At 69.9% G+C, this 13,259-nt stretch carries 14 protein-coding genes, 2 pseudogenes and 1 riboswitch; of the genes and pseudogenes, 9 read left to right on the top strand and 7 right to left on the bottom strand.

The features are described from left to right. Window positions 1-51: 51 nt before the first annotated feature. Window positions 52-288: a hypothetical protein gene (locus tag ACFVYN_RS28085; protein WP_390003132.1), complete on the top strand. Its 237-nt coding sequence runs from the start codon at window positions 52-54 to the stop codon at window positions 286-288. A 44-nt stretch (window positions 289-332) separates the two neighbouring features. Then, entirely contained in the window at window positions 333-551 is a 219-nt protein-coding gene (locus ACFVYN_RS28080) for a hypothetical protein (RefSeq protein WP_390003129.1), read from the top strand. 47 nt (window positions 552-598) lie between these two features. On the opposite strand, the gene ACFVYN_RS28075 is transcribed toward ACFVYN_RS28080, so the two are convergent. Continuing rightward, a complete protein-coding gene (locus ACFVYN_RS28075; protein WP_390003127.1) occupies window positions 599-946 on the bottom strand; it encodes an ArsR/SmtB family transcription factor in 348 nt (115 codons plus the stop codon). An 81-nt stretch (window positions 947-1,027) separates the two neighbouring features. After that, window positions 1,028-1,234: riboswitch (cobalamin riboswitch) on the top strand. A gap of 28 nt (window positions 1,235-1,262) precedes the next feature. Here ACFVYN_RS28075 and ACFVYN_RS28070 point away from each other — a divergent pair. After that, window positions 1,263-2,417, top strand: a complete 1,155-nt coding sequence (locus tag ACFVYN_RS28070; protein WP_390003124.1) for a HoxN/HupN/NixA family nickel/cobalt transporter — start codon at window positions 1,263-1,265, stop codon at window positions 2,415-2,417. 22 nt (window positions 2,418-2,439) lie between these two features. Here ACFVYN_RS28070 and ACFVYN_RS28065 read toward each other — a convergent pair whose 3' ends face one another. The 4 genes from ACFVYN_RS28065 to ACFVYN_RS28050 all read right to left on the bottom strand — a co-directional run bounded on the left by ACFVYN_RS28065 (window position 2,440) and on the right by ACFVYN_RS28050 (window position 6,006). After that, complete coding sequence (locus tag ACFVYN_RS28065; RefSeq protein WP_390003121.1) at window positions 2,440-3,402, bottom strand: nucleoside hydrolase; 963 nt, start codon at window positions 3,400-3,402, stop codon at window positions 2,440-2,442. A gap of 38 nt (window positions 3,403-3,440) precedes the next feature. Continuing rightward, window positions 3,441-4,676: a threonine--tRNA ligase gene (gene thrS / locus ACFVYN_RS28060; RefSeq protein ID WP_390003258.1), complete on the bottom strand. Its 1,236-nt coding sequence runs from the start codon at window positions 4,674-4,676 to the stop codon at window positions 3,441-3,443. A 252-nt stretch (window positions 4,677-4,928) separates the two neighbouring features. Next, complete coding sequence (locus ACFVYN_RS28055) at window positions 4,929-5,120, bottom strand: DUF397 domain-containing protein (protein WP_390003118.1); 192 nt, start codon at window positions 5,118-5,120, stop codon at window positions 4,929-4,931. A gap of 4 nt (window positions 5,121-5,124) precedes the next feature. Continuing rightward, window positions 5,125-6,006: a helix-turn-helix domain-containing protein gene (locus ACFVYN_RS28050; RefSeq protein ID WP_390003115.1), complete on the bottom strand. Its 882-nt coding sequence runs from the start codon at window positions 6,004-6,006 to the stop codon at window positions 5,125-5,127. Between the two features lie 177 nt (window positions 6,007-6,183). Here ACFVYN_RS28050 and ACFVYN_RS28045 point away from each other — a divergent pair, with 177 nt between their 5' ends. After that, window positions 6,184-6,621: an ATP-binding protein gene (locus tag ACFVYN_RS28045; RefSeq protein WP_390003112.1), complete on the top strand. Its 438-nt coding sequence runs from the start codon at window positions 6,184-6,186 to the stop codon at window positions 6,619-6,621. Between the two features lie 72 nt (window positions 6,622-6,693). Here ACFVYN_RS28045 and ACFVYN_RS28040 read toward each other — a convergent pair whose 3' ends face one another. Beyond that, window positions 6,694-7,509, bottom strand: a complete 816-nt coding sequence (locus ACFVYN_RS28040) for a sulfite exporter TauE/SafE family protein (protein WP_390003109.1) — start codon at window positions 7,507-7,509, stop codon at window positions 6,694-6,696. A 138-nt stretch (window positions 7,510-7,647) separates the two neighbouring features. On the opposite strand from ACFVYN_RS28040, the gene ACFVYN_RS28035 reads away from it, so the two are divergent. From ACFVYN_RS28035 to ACFVYN_RS28020, 4 genes and pseudogenes are all read left to right on the top strand, one after another. Then, entirely contained in the window at window positions 7,648-8,274 is a 627-nt protein-coding gene (locus ACFVYN_RS28035) for an MFS transporter (RefSeq protein WP_390003255.1), read from the top strand. 168 nt (window positions 8,275-8,442) lie between these two features. Beyond that, window positions 8,443-8,643: pseudogene (locus tag ACFVYN_RS28030) on the top strand (hypothetical protein); the annotation flags it as partial. 928 nt (window positions 8,644-9,571) lie between these two features. Beyond that, window positions 9,572-9,730: pseudogene (locus ACFVYN_RS28025) on the top strand (transposase family protein); the annotation flags it as partial. Between the two features lie 134 nt (window positions 9,731-9,864). After that, window positions 9,865-10,608 carry an SDR family NAD(P)-dependent oxidoreductase gene (locus tag ACFVYN_RS28020; protein ID WP_390003107.1) on the top strand — a complete coding sequence of 248 codons (744 nt, stop codon included), beginning with the start codon at window positions 9,865-9,867 and terminating at the stop codon, window positions 10,606-10,608. 8 nt (window positions 10,609-10,616) lie between these two features. Here the strand turns inward: ACFVYN_RS28020 and ACFVYN_RS28015 are convergent, their stop codons facing one another. Continuing rightward, window positions 10,617-11,177: a helix-turn-helix domain-containing protein gene (locus ACFVYN_RS28015; RefSeq protein WP_390003104.1), complete on the bottom strand. Its 561-nt coding sequence runs from the start codon at window positions 11,175-11,177 to the stop codon at window positions 10,617-10,619. Window positions 11,178-11,592: 415 nt separating this feature from the next. On the opposite strand from ACFVYN_RS28015, the gene ACFVYN_RS28010 reads away from it, so the two are divergent. Next, on the top strand, window positions 11,593-13,259 hold a 1,667-nt coding region (locus ACFVYN_RS28010; RefSeq protein WP_390003102.1), incomplete at its 3' end, for an ATP-binding protein.

Genomic DNA, 13,259 nt, shown 5'->3' with positions numbered 1-13,259 from the left:
TCGGCGAACCCGCCATGGCCCAATAAATCGAACACATGATTGAATCCGGGCATGCGATCGTTCCCCGACGACCTCGCCCGGGCACAGCGTGAGTGGAGTGCCACCTACCGGCAGCTCGCCGAGCGCCCCGGCCGTACCGAGCTGCGCCGACGCCTGTACCGGCTGTCGGTCCAGGTGTTCTTCCATCCCCACTGGCAGCGGGGGCGCCCACGCCCCGCCGAGTGGCGGGACCTGCGTGACCTGGGGCGTCCGTCCGTCACGGCCCTCGCCGAACGGCTCGACCGATGACGGACCGACATGCGGGACCGTACGTCCCGGACGATCCTGAAGACATGTCCGGACCGATCCGCGTGATCGTGCACCCTCCGTCCCCCACCGGCGGCCGCCGCGTCCGCGTGGACGGCGAGATCCTCGGCCTGGCCCACAACCTGACCGACGTCGCCGAGTTCCTCCGCAGGGCGGGCCTGGAGATCGACGCGGCGGAGGTGGCGCAGTCGGCGTGGATCGAGTGGAAGGGGGGTGGGCCGGAGTGGTGGGGGGTGGAGGAGTGACGCCGGTTGCCGCCCCCTCATGGCAGGTGACGTCGGTTGCCGCCGTCTCAGGACACCTGCTGCAGCAGCCCCCGTACCGCCTCGTCCACCACCCGGTACCGCACCACCCGTCCCTCCTTCTCGCCCGCCACCACCCCGGCCGCCCGCAGCAGCCGTAGCGCCTGGGAGACGGCCGGGTCGTTCATGCCGGTCGCGATCGCGAGGTCGGAGACGGCCAGGGGGCCGGTGCGGTGCAGGGCGAGCAGCAGGGCGAGGCGGTTCGGGTCGGCCAGCAGGGCGAAACGGTCGGACCAGGTGCGGACGTGTCCCGGATCGCCGATCGCGGCGATGGCGTCGCACACCCGGTGTCCGTCGATGGTGCGGCGGTCGGCACGGTCGGCCGGGACGAGGTGCATGGGGCTCATCCTCGCAGGCGGCCCCGTGTGATCTTCCATACCTGCGCAGATGTGCAGCTATGCAGGAGACCCCGTCCCCGCCTACGGTGGACGGGCCGTGGTGCTCGGGAAGCCGGTGACGACCCCTCAAAGGTCCATTCCGGTGCGGCCCTCGCCACTGTGATCGGGGAGTTTCCCTCCCACGTCCCTCGCGGGACAGCCACTGGCCGTCACCATCAGGCCGGGAAGGCGGGCAGGGAAACGCACGACCCGTAAGCCAGGAGACCGGCCACGGCAGCTCACGCGTTCATCCACGAGGTGCTGGAGTGACCACCGTATGACTGATCCTGTGCTGCCCAAGACTGCGCTGTCCAAGACCGCACCGCCCGGGACCGCCCTGCCCGGGACCGCCCTGCCCGAGACGGCCGCCGCCTCCTTCCGCTGGCGGCGCGAGGACACCGTCAAGACCGTCGGTCTGATGGCCGCGATAGCCGCCCTGCACGTCGTCGCCTTCGGGATCCTCTTCCTGCTCGTCGTCCCGGAGCACTACGAGGTGGGCGACAAGGCCTTCGGCATCGGACTCGGCATCACCGCCTACACCCTCGGTATGCGGCACGCCTTCGACGCCGACCACATCGCCGCGATCGACAACACCACGCGCAAGCTGATGGCGGACGGCAAGCGGCCGGTGTCCGGCGGGTTCTGGTTCGCCCTCGGGCACTCCAGTGTCGTGGTCGTGCTCGCCGCGCTGATCGCCGGCGGCACCCAGCTGGCCGGCAAGGTCATGAACGAGGGCTCAAGCACCCACCAGGTGCTCGGGTTTCTCGGTACGACGGTCTCCGGGTCGTTCCTCTACCTCATCGCCGCCCTCAACCTGGTCGCCCTGCTGGGCATCCTGAAGGTCTTCCGGGCGATGCGGGCGGGCACGTACGACGAGAAGGAGCTGGAACAGCACCTGGACTCCCGCGGCTTCATGAACCGGATCCTCGGCCGGCTCACCAAGTCCATCACCCGGCCGGGGCAGATGTTCCCGCTGGGCTTCCTGTTCGGGCTCGGCTTCGACACGGCCACCGAAGTGACCCTGATGGTGATGGCCGGATCGGGCGCGGCCGCGGGTCTGCCCTGGTACGCCATCCTGTGCCTGCCCCTTCTCTTCGCCGCCGGCATGAGCCTGTTCGACACCCTCGACGGCACGTTCATGAACTTCGCCTACCAGTGGGCCTTCTCCAACCCCGTCCGCAAGGTCTTCTACAACCTCGCCATCACCGGACTGTCCATCGCGGTCGCCTTCTTCATCGGCACGATCGAGCTCGTCGGCGTCCTGCACGACAAGCTGGACCTCACCGACGCCCTCACCACCTGGATCGCCGACATCGACCTCGACAACGTCGGCTACGTCATCGTCGGCCTGTTCGTGGTGGTGTGGGCGGCGGCGATCGCCTACTGGCGGCTCGCGAAGGTGGAGCAGCGGTGGAGCGTCAGCAGTTCCTGAGGGACCGGACGGGGCTCGGCTGCTAGACCCCCTCCACCGCCGTCAGCCACAGCTTCACGTACCGCTCCACGTCCACGCCCAACGCCACGTCCACGAGGGTCACTTCGCGCTCGCCCTCGTGGATCTCGGACTCGCCGGGACGGCGGCGGCGGTCGACGACGGTCTGGCCGCGCGTCGGACCGGGGGCGAGGCTCACCTCCACCGGCAGCAGCTCGGTGGTCAGCCCCTCCGGGTCGACGACCGCGCACACCGCGCCCGCGTCGCCGAGGCCGCCGGTGGGGGTGGGGTCACCGGAGGCGGCCGGGTCACGGTGGGCGAGGAGGTCCCCGGCCATGCGCAGACTGGGCTCCGCACTCGCCCGCAGCCGCTGGACGTCGGCGGCCGGGACGAGGACCCGCTCGAACACGTCCAGGCCGTACATGGTGATCGGCACCCCGGCGGTGAGCAGCACGGCGGCCGCCTCGGGGTCGTGCCAGACGTTGAACTCCGCGACGGGCGTGGCGTTCCCGGTCGCCACCGCGCCGCCCATGAACACGATCCGCTCGATGTTCCGCACCACGTCGGGGTGCGTGCGGAGCAGCAGGGCGATGTTGGTGAGCGGCGCGGTGGGGACGAGGGTGACCGGCCTCGGGGAGGCGAGGATCTCCCGCCTGAGCAGGGTCACCGCGTCCACGTCCACCGCCACCCGGGTCGGCGCGGGCAGCCCGAGGTCGCCCATGCCGTCAAGGCCGTGCACATGGTGCGCGCCGCGCACGGGCTCGATCAGCGGCCGCGCGGCACCCCGGGCGACGGGGATGTCCCCGGCCCCGGCCTGCTCGAGGACGGTCAGCGTGTTGCGCACGACACCGTCGACATCGGTGTTCCCGGCGACACAGGTGACCGCGCGCAGGTCGATGCCCGGGTGCCGTACGGCGAACAGCAGGGCCAGGGCGTCGTCGACACCGGTGTCGCAGTCGATGATCACCGGGATGGGCTGACCGGTCACGGCGGGAGTCCTTTCGTCACTGGCGTACGGGACCGACCTTACGCAGCCGCCCAGAGTTCGGCCCCGCGATCACCGGCCCGGGCACCGATCCGTTCCAGCAGCTCGCCGACCGGCACGGCTCCCGGCCGCCGCCCGTCCCGCAGCCGTACGGCCGCACGGCCGGCGCCGGCCTCCCGCTCCCCGATCACCGCCTGGTACGGCACGAGCCGCGCGGCGCGGACGCGGGCGCCGAGGGTGCCGTGACCGGGACCGGAGAGTTCGGCCCGGATACCGCGCGCTTCGGCCCGCCGTACGAGGTCAAGGCCCCGTTCCTCCTGTTCCTCCGCCACCGGCAGGACCACCAGCTGCACGGGCGCGAGCCACACCGGGAAGGCACCGCCGTGCGCCTCGACGAGATGCGCGACCGCCCGCTCCACACTGCCGATGATGCTGCGGTGGACCATCACCGGGCGGTGTTTTCCGCCGTCGGGGCCGATGTAGTGCAGGTCGAAGCGTTCGGGCTGGTGGAAGTCGATCTGGACGGTGGAGAGGGTGGACTCGCGGCCGGCGGGGTCGGTGATCTGCACGTCGATCTTGGGGCCGTAGAAGGCGGCCTCGCCCTCGACGGCTTCGTGGTCGACGCCGTCCAGGACCTCTTCGAGGAGGGCGGTGGCGCGGCGCCAGAGTTCCGGGTCGGGGACGTACTTTCCGCCGCCGTCTTTGCCGTCGCCGGGGAGGGAGAGCCGGTACCTGGACGCTCGGATGCCGAGGTCGTCGTAGGCGCGCCGGATGAGGTCGAGGGCGGCGCGGGCCTCGGCCACGGCCTGCTCGGGGGTGCAGAAGATGTGGGCGTCGTTGAGCTGGATGGAGCGGACGCGGGTGAGGCCACCGAGGACCCCCGACAGCTCGGATCGATACATGCCACCCAACTCTGCGATCCGCAGCGGCAGTTCACGGTAACTGTGGGACCGTGACCGATAGATGAGGGCGTGGTGCGGGCAGAGGCTGGGACGCAGCACGACCTCCTCGCCGCCCAGCCGCATCGGCGGGAACATGTCGTCGCCGTAGTGCGACCAGTGCCCGGAGATCTCGTACAGCTCCCGCTTCCCGAGCACCGGCGAGTACACGTGCCGGTACCCGGCGGACCGCTCCACCTCCCTGACGTACTCCTCCAGGACATGCCGCACGACGGCCCCGTCGGGCAGCCAGTACGGCAGTCCCGCGCCCATCAGCGGGTCGGTGTCGAACAGGTCGAGTTCACGGCCTAGTCGGCGGTGGTCGTGCACGGGTTCCATGGGGTTCATGGGGTTCACGGGGTTCTCCCTCGCTCATCGGGGGCGAGGAACCGACGGGAACGGCAAAACCCCGGGGCACTCGCCCCGGGGCTTCGGACTGCGTCAGCTGTCAGCGCGCCGGGACCTGCTCCGGCGTCGTCGTGATGGAGGGGATGGCTCGGGCTTGGGCACGCTGCATGGGGTGAGGGTAGGGGGAGGGGTGGGGGCGGGGCGAGGGGTTTTTGTGCGTCGGTCCGCGGTATGGGGGGCTGGTCAGGGGTGGGTGTGGTGCAGGGACCGTATGAAGGTGGTCCAGGTGTCGGGGACGACCTGGAGTATCGGTCCGTGGGGGGTCTTGGAGTCGCGGACGGCGACGGTGTGGGGGCGGTTGCGGGCGACTTCGACGCACTCGCCGTGCGCGTCGCCGCTGCTGTACGTGGACTTCCTGAACTCGTAGTCGGACACGGCTCTACATCTCCTTGCGGATGCTGTCGATGAGTCTTACGGAGTTGCTGTGCGCGAGTCCGAGCCGCGTGATGCGATCGAAGGTCGCGTTGTGGTGGGCGGCGTCAGTCTCGCTCTCCAACCAGACCTTCGTCGACGAAGTATCCACCTGTACGACGTCCAGAGCGCCGGGCTCGGCGAAGGAGACGACGGTGAAGGCGCAGGTCATGCCTGGGTGGGCGCCGGCGATGAAGGGGACGACCTGCACCCGGACGTTGGGCAGGTGCGCTGCCTCCAGCAGGTGCTCCAGCTGAGCTCGCATGACATCTCGGCCACCCACCAGTTGGCGCACGGCCCCCTCGTGCAGCAACGCCCAGAGCTGCAGCGGTCGTTCGCCACCCAGCCTGGCCTGCCGGGCCATCCTCGCCTCGACGAAGGTCTCGATCTCGTCGAGGTCGTCCCAGGATCCGTTCCCGACCGCGAGGGCACGGGCATAGTCGGCGGTCTGCAAGAGGCCAGGTACAAACGCGAGTTGCCAGGTCCGGAGTTCCGTGGCGATGTCCTCCAGGGCCACGTACTCGATCTGCGCCGTCAGCTGCGGGTACTGATTCCACCAGCCCTTGGCCTTACGCCGTTCCCGGTCCGCCTTGGCGAGGGCGAGCAACTTGCCGACAACTGCCTCGTCGGTCTCGCCGTACAGATGGGTCAAGGCCCTGATATCGGGATCGCGCAACGGCACCTGCCCGCGCTCGATCTTCGCCACCTTGGTCACAGAAGCCGTCAGCGCTTCGGCGGCATGCGCCTGCCGAAGGTCACATGCCTCTCGCATCCGCAGCAGCTCACCACCGAGCCGTCGCCCCAGAACGGTAGTGATGGTCTTCCCGCGGTCGGGGTTCCTGCCTGCCACGTGTGTCCTCTCCAGCCAAGGCCAGCAATTTTTCTGTCCTGTTCGATTGCTGGCCAATTCTCCTAGAGGCTACCGTCAGTACTCGATCAGCCACTCAAAGGAAACCAGTTGGCGGAAGTGCACCGTGCTGCCCGCACGGCGGAGCCACCCCGACTCCCCCACTCCCTGGAGGAAGCCGTGACCGACACCTGCCCTCCCGGCCCACCCAAGTCCTACGACCGCCACGACCAGGTCAGCTACACCCCGTACCCGCACAGCATCCCCCTCGCCCGCAGACGCGTCGCCGCACTCGCCGTCGACTGGGGTCACCCCGCCCTCGCCGGCGACGCAGCCCTGGTGGCAAGCGAGTTGTGCACGAACGCCCTGCTGCACGGCTGCCTACGAGACCGTCTCTTCCGAGTCGAGACGTCTCTCACCTCCAACGCCCTCCGCATCGCGGTGACCGACCCGAGGGGAGAGCGTCGGCCGGGCACCCGCCCCTCCCACCTCGACGACCAGTTCGGTCGGGGCCTGCTCATCGTCCGCGTGCTGGCGGGGCGTTGGGCGGTGGAGAGGCTCACGGTCGGCAAGACCGTGTGGGCGGAACTGGACCTGCCGAAGACGCGCGATGCGTGACTGCACGGAAGCGAGAGCCACAGCCCGCCTTGGCCTGGCGTACTCGCCACAGGTGGCTGACACCTACCGCCGTCAGTTGTGACGGGCGAGCTTGACCGAGGAGATGAGCAGGATCACGGCCAGCGCGGGGATGAGCACCAGGTCCGAGAACACTCCGACCAGCAGCCCGCCCAGCAGTGCGCCGGCGACCGAGCCCCCGGCCATGACCAGGGTGAAGCGGAGGTTGGCCCCGAGCACCGCGAAACTGCCGTCACGGCTGTACCGGGCGAACGCGACCAGCATGGTCGGCAGCGACACCAGCAGGGACAGGCTCCCGGCCGTCTTGATGTCCACCGCGAACAGCAGCACGATCGTCGGGATCAGCAACTCACCCCCGGCCACGCCCATGATCGCCGCAACGACCCCGATACCGAACCCGGCCACCACCCCGATGGGCACCTGCGCCCACAACGCCAGCGACAACGTCCCCACGGTGGTGACATGGGTGACCAGCAGGGCCGCGGCCATCAGCACCATCAGCGCGGCCAGCACCTTGTAGAGGGTGGAGCTGCGCATTCGCACCGCCCACGTCGCACCGGCCCAGGCGCCCAGCAGGCTTCCGACAAGCAGGTTGACCGCGACCGTCCAGTGCTCGGCCAGTGCGGAGGCGGGGACCGCTGCGAGCCGGGCGGGCAGCGAAACCAGTACCACGACCAGACTCATCGCCTTGTTCAGGATGACGGCGGAGAGCGCGGCGAACCCGAACAAGCCGATCAGCAGCGGCAGGCGGAACTCGGCACCGCCCAGGCCGATCATCCCGCCCAGGACACCGATGATCGCTCCCGCACGGAACACCAGGGGTACCGGGTGCGTGGAACGCAGGGGAGCGATGTTCTGGTCAGTGGCCATGACGGGCATCTTCCCTGGTGGAGGGCACTGCCCGGTATCGCGCCAGGTCACCTTCGGGGGAGGGCACCGGGCGCCCGCTCCCGATTCGTCGGGACCTCTCCATCAGTTCGGTGACACCGTCGCCGCCTACCAGCGCCAATACGACACGGAGACTTCAACAATCCAGGATCGCGTGAGTCCGGCTTAGGGCCTGTGCTGACCCTGTACCTGCAGCTCGGGCTCGGATTCTCACCGGTCCAGGCCGCTCTGTCCTTCGCCCCGGGGGTGATCGGCATCGTCGTCGGCAACGCCCTGGCGATGAATGTGGCCGCCAAGACCGGACGCACCTTCGTCACGGTCATGACCGCGGTGCTGGCGGCGAGCCTGTCCTCCATCGCCCTGGTGATCCACGCCGCGGGCGACCGCCTGAACGTGTGGGAGATGCTCGCACCGATCATCTTCTTCAGCTTCGCCATCGGCGGCGTGCTCAACGCACTGTTCGGCACCGCGTTCGCGCAGATCCAGCCACAGCAGGCCGGTGCCGCTTCTGGCCTGGTCAACACCACCGCCCAGGTCGGGCAGGCCTCGGGGATCGCGCTCTTCGGCACGGTGTTCTTCTCCCTGCTGCCGAACCACGGATACCAGTCCGCCACCGTCAGGACGTTCATGGTGAGCTTCGGGGTGACGCTGCTGGCCCTGCTGCTCACGGCGACGCTGCCCAAGCGGCAGCGGGCCGAGGACAACGCGCCCGCGCCCGATCGCGGGACGTCGTCCGCTCCGGCGTGACCGCAAGCCGGGGAGTGCCGCGGAGGCGCGCCCCGATCCGGGGCGACCGTACCTCCGCGGCTACGCCGTGCGGCGCCCCGGACCCAGGTACGCGCGGCTGTCCGCTCGCCCGCTGCCACGACCGCCTCGAACCGATCCCGAACCGCGTCGAACACGGGGAGCTCGGCAGGCAGCCGAGGTGGCCGTCCTGTCGCTTTCGATGCCGATCTTTACCGTGACCGCAACACCGTCGAGCGACTGATCAACCGCCTCAAGGACTGGCGCGGCATCGCCACACGCTTCGACAAGACACCCAAGAGTTACCTCGCCGGCCTCGAACTCCGCGCCTCGATGATCTGGGTCGGAGATCTACTGAAAGCAGCCGATTGATCAAGACGTCACACAGGCCCTAGGGCAGTCGCCCGAGCCACAAGAGGGCAAGGCGGTAGGCGGCGGCAGCCGCGATGAGTTGCACCAGAGCGGTAGCCATGTGCGCCCAGTCAGGAAGTACCTGCCGAAAGATCTCAAGTGCGATGCCGCGAACGAACTCGAATGCTGCGGCAGCGGCGAACATCGCGCCCGCTGACTGCTTGGTCCACTGACGCGATCTCGTGGCCGGACGGGGGGCAAGAGGTTCTGTCACTCGTCCGTTGTACCGGCACCTGATCCAACTCATCAATGGCCATGTGTGTCCTCTGAGTGCCCGACCAGACCGCGACCGGTGGAGAAGCACAGGGAACCCGGGACTCTCCGAACTGGGGCCGGTACCTCGCGGAACCGTCGCCATGGATAGCCTTCCCCTCCGTTTGGAACGCTCGGGAGGCTTCCTGTGCACACCGCCGTCTTCCTGTTGCGAAGCGCGCTTGGCCTGGGTGGGGGTCTCGTGTGCGCATGGGAGCTCAACCGCCAGGCTTCCGGACCCGGTTGGAGGAAGCCTCGGCTCCTCTCTGCGACGGCGGCTTTGCTCCTCGCCGCCCTGCTCGCCATCTGAGGGAGGTCTCGTTCAGTGCAAGCATCGGCATATCGCGGCATCAAGCCCGTCCTGCGGACCGTCTCCACCAGCAGCACTGCCCCGGCCTGCGAGACCACTCCGCGACCGCTGCTCTCGACGCGGACATGGGGGTACGACCCGACACGCTTCCTCACCTGAGAGTGCTCCTTTCCACGGCACGATCTGGACCCTCGACAAGGCCTGTCGTTCCAGGTCAGGAGGACTTCTCGCGTTTGTGATCAAGCCTCGGACGGACCACCTCGTGAAAGCCCGAGGCCGATACGCCTGGTCGTCCGCCGTGGCGGTGACACCATCGCCGATGGCGGACCGGGTCGCCCGTGGGCACTGGACTTTCCCGATCGGGTCCTGCTGGGCGCTGCGTACTGGCGCACCAACCTGACCATGCGGCAGATCGGCCCGCATTTCGGGGTGTCGCACTCCGCCGCCCACCGGGACATCGACACCCTCGGACCACTGCTTGTGGTCATCATGACCAGCCGCTGATTGCTACGCGCCCTGGCGCAAGCGCTGTGCGCCGCAGCGAAAGACCGCGCGCGTCCCGACCGCGATCGTTGACCGGGCACGGGGTAGGCGTGGAATTCGCAAGGAGTGGGTGGCACATGAGCGAGAAGACCCTGTCGGGCAAGGTGGCACTGGTGACCGGGGGCAGCCGGGGGATCGGCGCGGCGACGGCCCGGCGGCTTGCTTCGCTGGGCGCGGACGTGGTCATCACCTATGTCACGCAGGCGGAGAAGGCGAAGACGGTAGTCGAGGAACTGCGGTCGCAGGGCGTGCGCGCCGAGGGCATCCAGGCCGACCAGGCCGACCGCGCCCAGGTGACGGCCATGGTGGACGCGGTCGCTCAGCAGTTCGGCCGGATCGACATCCTGGTCAACAGCGCCGGTGTCTTCTGGCCCGGGGAGATCACCGACGCCGTACGCGATCAACAGCTCGCGATCAACCTGACCGGTGTCGCCGACACGACCTACCGGGCCGTGCGGCACATGCGCGAGGGCGGCCGGATCGTGAACCTGTCGTCCGGCCTTGCCAGCAAGACCTTCGCAGCCGGGATGTCCGACTACGCGGCGACCAAGGCCGCGGTCTCGGCATACACCCGCGGGTGGGCCCAGGATTTCGCCGCGCGCGGGATCAACGTGAACGTGATCGAGTGCGGCATCATCGACACCGACATGGCCATGGCGAAGGATTCCGAGGGCGGCCAGTTCATGCTTCAGGCGGTCATCCCGATGCACCGGTATGCCGAGGCCGACGAGGTCGCCGGTGCGGTGGCGTTCCTGGCCGGGCCGGACGCCGCGTACATCACCGGCAGCACCCTTCGTGTCGACGGCGGCGCCCTCGCCTGAGGCCTGGCTCAGGACTCACCGCGGCCGTCGCCGCGGGTCTCGCGGGGCGTGACGCCGAACTCGCGGCGGTAGGCGGTGGCGAACGACGCGTGGCTGGCGAACCCGGACGCGTGCGCGACCTGCGCGATCGACCGGTTGTCCCACGCTGAACCGGCCAACCGGGTCCGGGCCAGCCGCAGCCGCAGCCGCAGCCGCTCCGAGCGGATCAGCTCACGAGAGGTGGTGCCGGCGGCCTGCAGCACGTCTTGCAGATATCGCGCCGACCAACCCAGGGCCCCGGCGATGCCGGTAATGGCGAGGTCGGGGTCGGCAGCGTGACGGCGGACGTACTGCCTCACCTGCGCCTCGACCTCTCTTCGCCGGGCGGCCGGCGCCGAGTCGCTCGTGGCCACCCGGCACACGACGGTCACGGCGGGCGGCAGCACGCTCCTCGACAACGACGGCGACCTCTGCCAGACCGTCGACAACCTCCCGGCCGGCCCGACCCGGTACACGATCCGCACGGACCTGACCCGCCCGGCCACGGTGGCCGCAACCACCAGCCGCCTCACCGCGGCCTGGACCTTCACCTCATGCCGATCGCCTCCGTGGCCGCCGGTCCGCGGGAGCGGCTCCCGGACTGATCGTCACGTCACTGGCCGGCAGGCACCCCGCTCCCTGAACCGGCGGCTTCACGCCCGGAGAAGAACAGACCGGAGGAAAGATGGACATGGACGAACGAGCGGAAGCTCCGGACGAGGAGACCGAACCGCAGATGTCGCAGGAGGCGATCAGGACCGCCCTTTGGGAAGCCTGGACGGCAGGAGGACCGGCAGAAGGGACGGACAGCAAGCGGGGTCCCCGTCGCGTCCTCCGCCATGGGGCGTCGTGCCGTCTCGCCGAGTAGCGCTGGACTCCCCGCGCCCAGGCCTGGGCCGCGAGGAGCCCGGATCGGGTGCGAGGGGCCTGGCGGACCAGCTGGCGCAGGCTCGAGCCGGAGCGCTGGTGGGCAGGGAGCCGGAGCGGGCGGTGCTCGATGGGATGCTGTCGGGCGCGCCGCACGCTCCGCTCGTCGCCTACCTGCACGGCCCCGGAGGCATCGGCAAGTCCTCGCTGATGCGGTATACCGCCCGGCAGGCGGAACTCGCCGGCCGACGCGTGGTACACGTGGACGGACGGTTCCTCGACGCCGATTTGCGCCGACTCGAGGAGGCCGCCGCCCCTGCATGCTCCGAACCCGGCACGGTGCTGCTCATCGACACCTTCGAGCAGTGCCAGCCCCTCGAGACGTGGCTGCGCGAAACCTTCCTGCTACGGCTCGCCGACCATGCGATCGTGGTGCTGGCCAGCAGGGTGGCCCCCGACGCCGAATGGTCGCTGGATCCCGGGTGGGCGCAACTGTTCACCGCACTTGCCGTACGGCCGCTCGATCCGACCCAGTCCGCCGCCCTGCTCGCCGCCCGGGGGGTCCCCGCCGAGCAGCGCGGCGCCTGCGTCGCCTTCGCCGGAGGCAGCCCGCTCGCCCTCTCCCTGGCCGCCTCCCTGCCCCCGGCCGCACCCGGCACACTGTGGGAGCCGACCGGCGACACCCTGACAACGCTGGTCGAGCGGCTGGTCGGCGACCTGCCCAGCGCCGTCCACCGACGCGCCCTCGAGGTCGTCGCGCAGGCCTACGTCACCCGAGAGTCTCTGCTGCGCGCAGTGCTGGGCGACGAGGACACCGACATGGTGTTCTCCTGGCTGCGCCAGCTGCCCTACATCGAGGCAACCCCCGAGGGGCTGCACCCGCACGACGCGGTGCGGGCGACCCTCGAGGCCGACCTGCGCTGGCGGGACCCCGAGCGCTACCACGACATCCGCGCCCGCATCTCGCTCGCCGGCCTGCAGGCCGTACGCGGCGCCACCGCCGACGACGCGCTCTTACGGGTCGCGGAATGGATGTTCCTCTTCCGCGACCACGACCGCCCGGACAACCTGTACGACCACCGGAAGCACCCGCACATCGAGGACACCCCGCTGCGGCCCGAAGACGTGCCCGCCGTGCTGCGCATGGCCGAGGAAGCCGAAGGCCCGGCCTCGGCAGCCGCAGTCGCCCACTGGCTGCGCCGCCAGCCGCAGGCCTTCCGCGTCCACCGCTATACGGGCTCCACCACACCCGTTGCGTTCATGGCCATCCTGCGGCTGGACGCACCCCTGCCCGAGGACCGCGCCGCAGACCCGGTCATCGCGGCAGTCTGGGACCTCGTGGAGGCAGCCGTACCCCTGGGGCCGGATGAGCACCTGGGCATCCGTCGCTTCGCGGTGCAACCCGGCGGCCGACAGCGGCCCTCGCCCCTGATGGAACTCATCAGCCGGCGCACCATCGCCGAGGAGATGAGGGCCCACGGACGCGCGATGATGTTCACCGTGTTCGAAGACGCCGAGCGGTGGGGACGCTATCTCGCCGAGGCGGGGATGCCGCAGGTCGCGGCCGTGGACGTCGGCGGCAGGCGACAGCACGTCTTCGGCCGGGACTGGCGACGGCAGACAGTGGAGGAGTGGGTGCAACGCTGGGCGCACACCGCGCTCACGCCCGTAGCGACATGGCCCACAACCGCCCCCGCGAGTGGCCCGGGCAACCAGCTGCCGCGCGCCGCGTTCGAGGAAGGAGTACTGGAGGCGCTGCGCACCTG

Origin of the sequence: Streptomyces sp. NPDC058307, from assembly GCF_042880295.1 — a bacterium.
Classification (GTDB): domain Bacteria; phylum Actinomycetota; class Actinomycetes; order Streptomycetales; family Streptomycetaceae; genus Streptomyces.
The sequence above is the reverse complement of the archived record's forward strand: the minus strand, read 5'-3'. Positions and strand labels throughout refer to the sequence as shown.

Bases quoted from the DNA above. Each gene is read 5' to 3' on its own strand.
- ACFVYN_RS28075 (WP_390003127.1), bottom strand. From the start codon at position 946: ATGCACCTCGTCCCGGCCGACCGTGCCGACCGCCGCACCATCGACGGA.
- ACFVYN_RS28070 (WP_390003124.1), top strand. From the start codon at position 1,263: ATGACTGATCCTGTGCTGCCCAAGACTGCGCTGTCCAAGACCGCACCG.
- thrS (WP_390003258.1), bottom strand. From the start codon at position 4,676: ATGGAACCCGTGCACGACCACCGCCGACTAGGCCGTGAACTCGACCTG.
- ACFVYN_RS28085 (WP_390003132.1), top strand. From the start codon at position 52: ATGCGATCGTTCCCCGACGACCTCGCCCGGGCACAGCGTGAGTGGAGT.
- ACFVYN_RS28040 (WP_390003109.1), bottom strand. From the start codon at position 7,509: ATGGCCACTGACCAGAACATCGCTCCCCTGCGTTCCACGCACCCGGTA.
- ACFVYN_RS28080 (WP_390003129.1), top strand. From the start codon at position 333: ATGTCCGGACCGATCCGCGTGATCGTGCACCCTCCGTCCCCCACCGGC.
- ACFVYN_RS28020 (WP_390003107.1), top strand. From the start codon at position 9,865: ATGAGCGAGAAGACCCTGTCGGGCAAGGTGGCACTGGTGACCGGGGGC.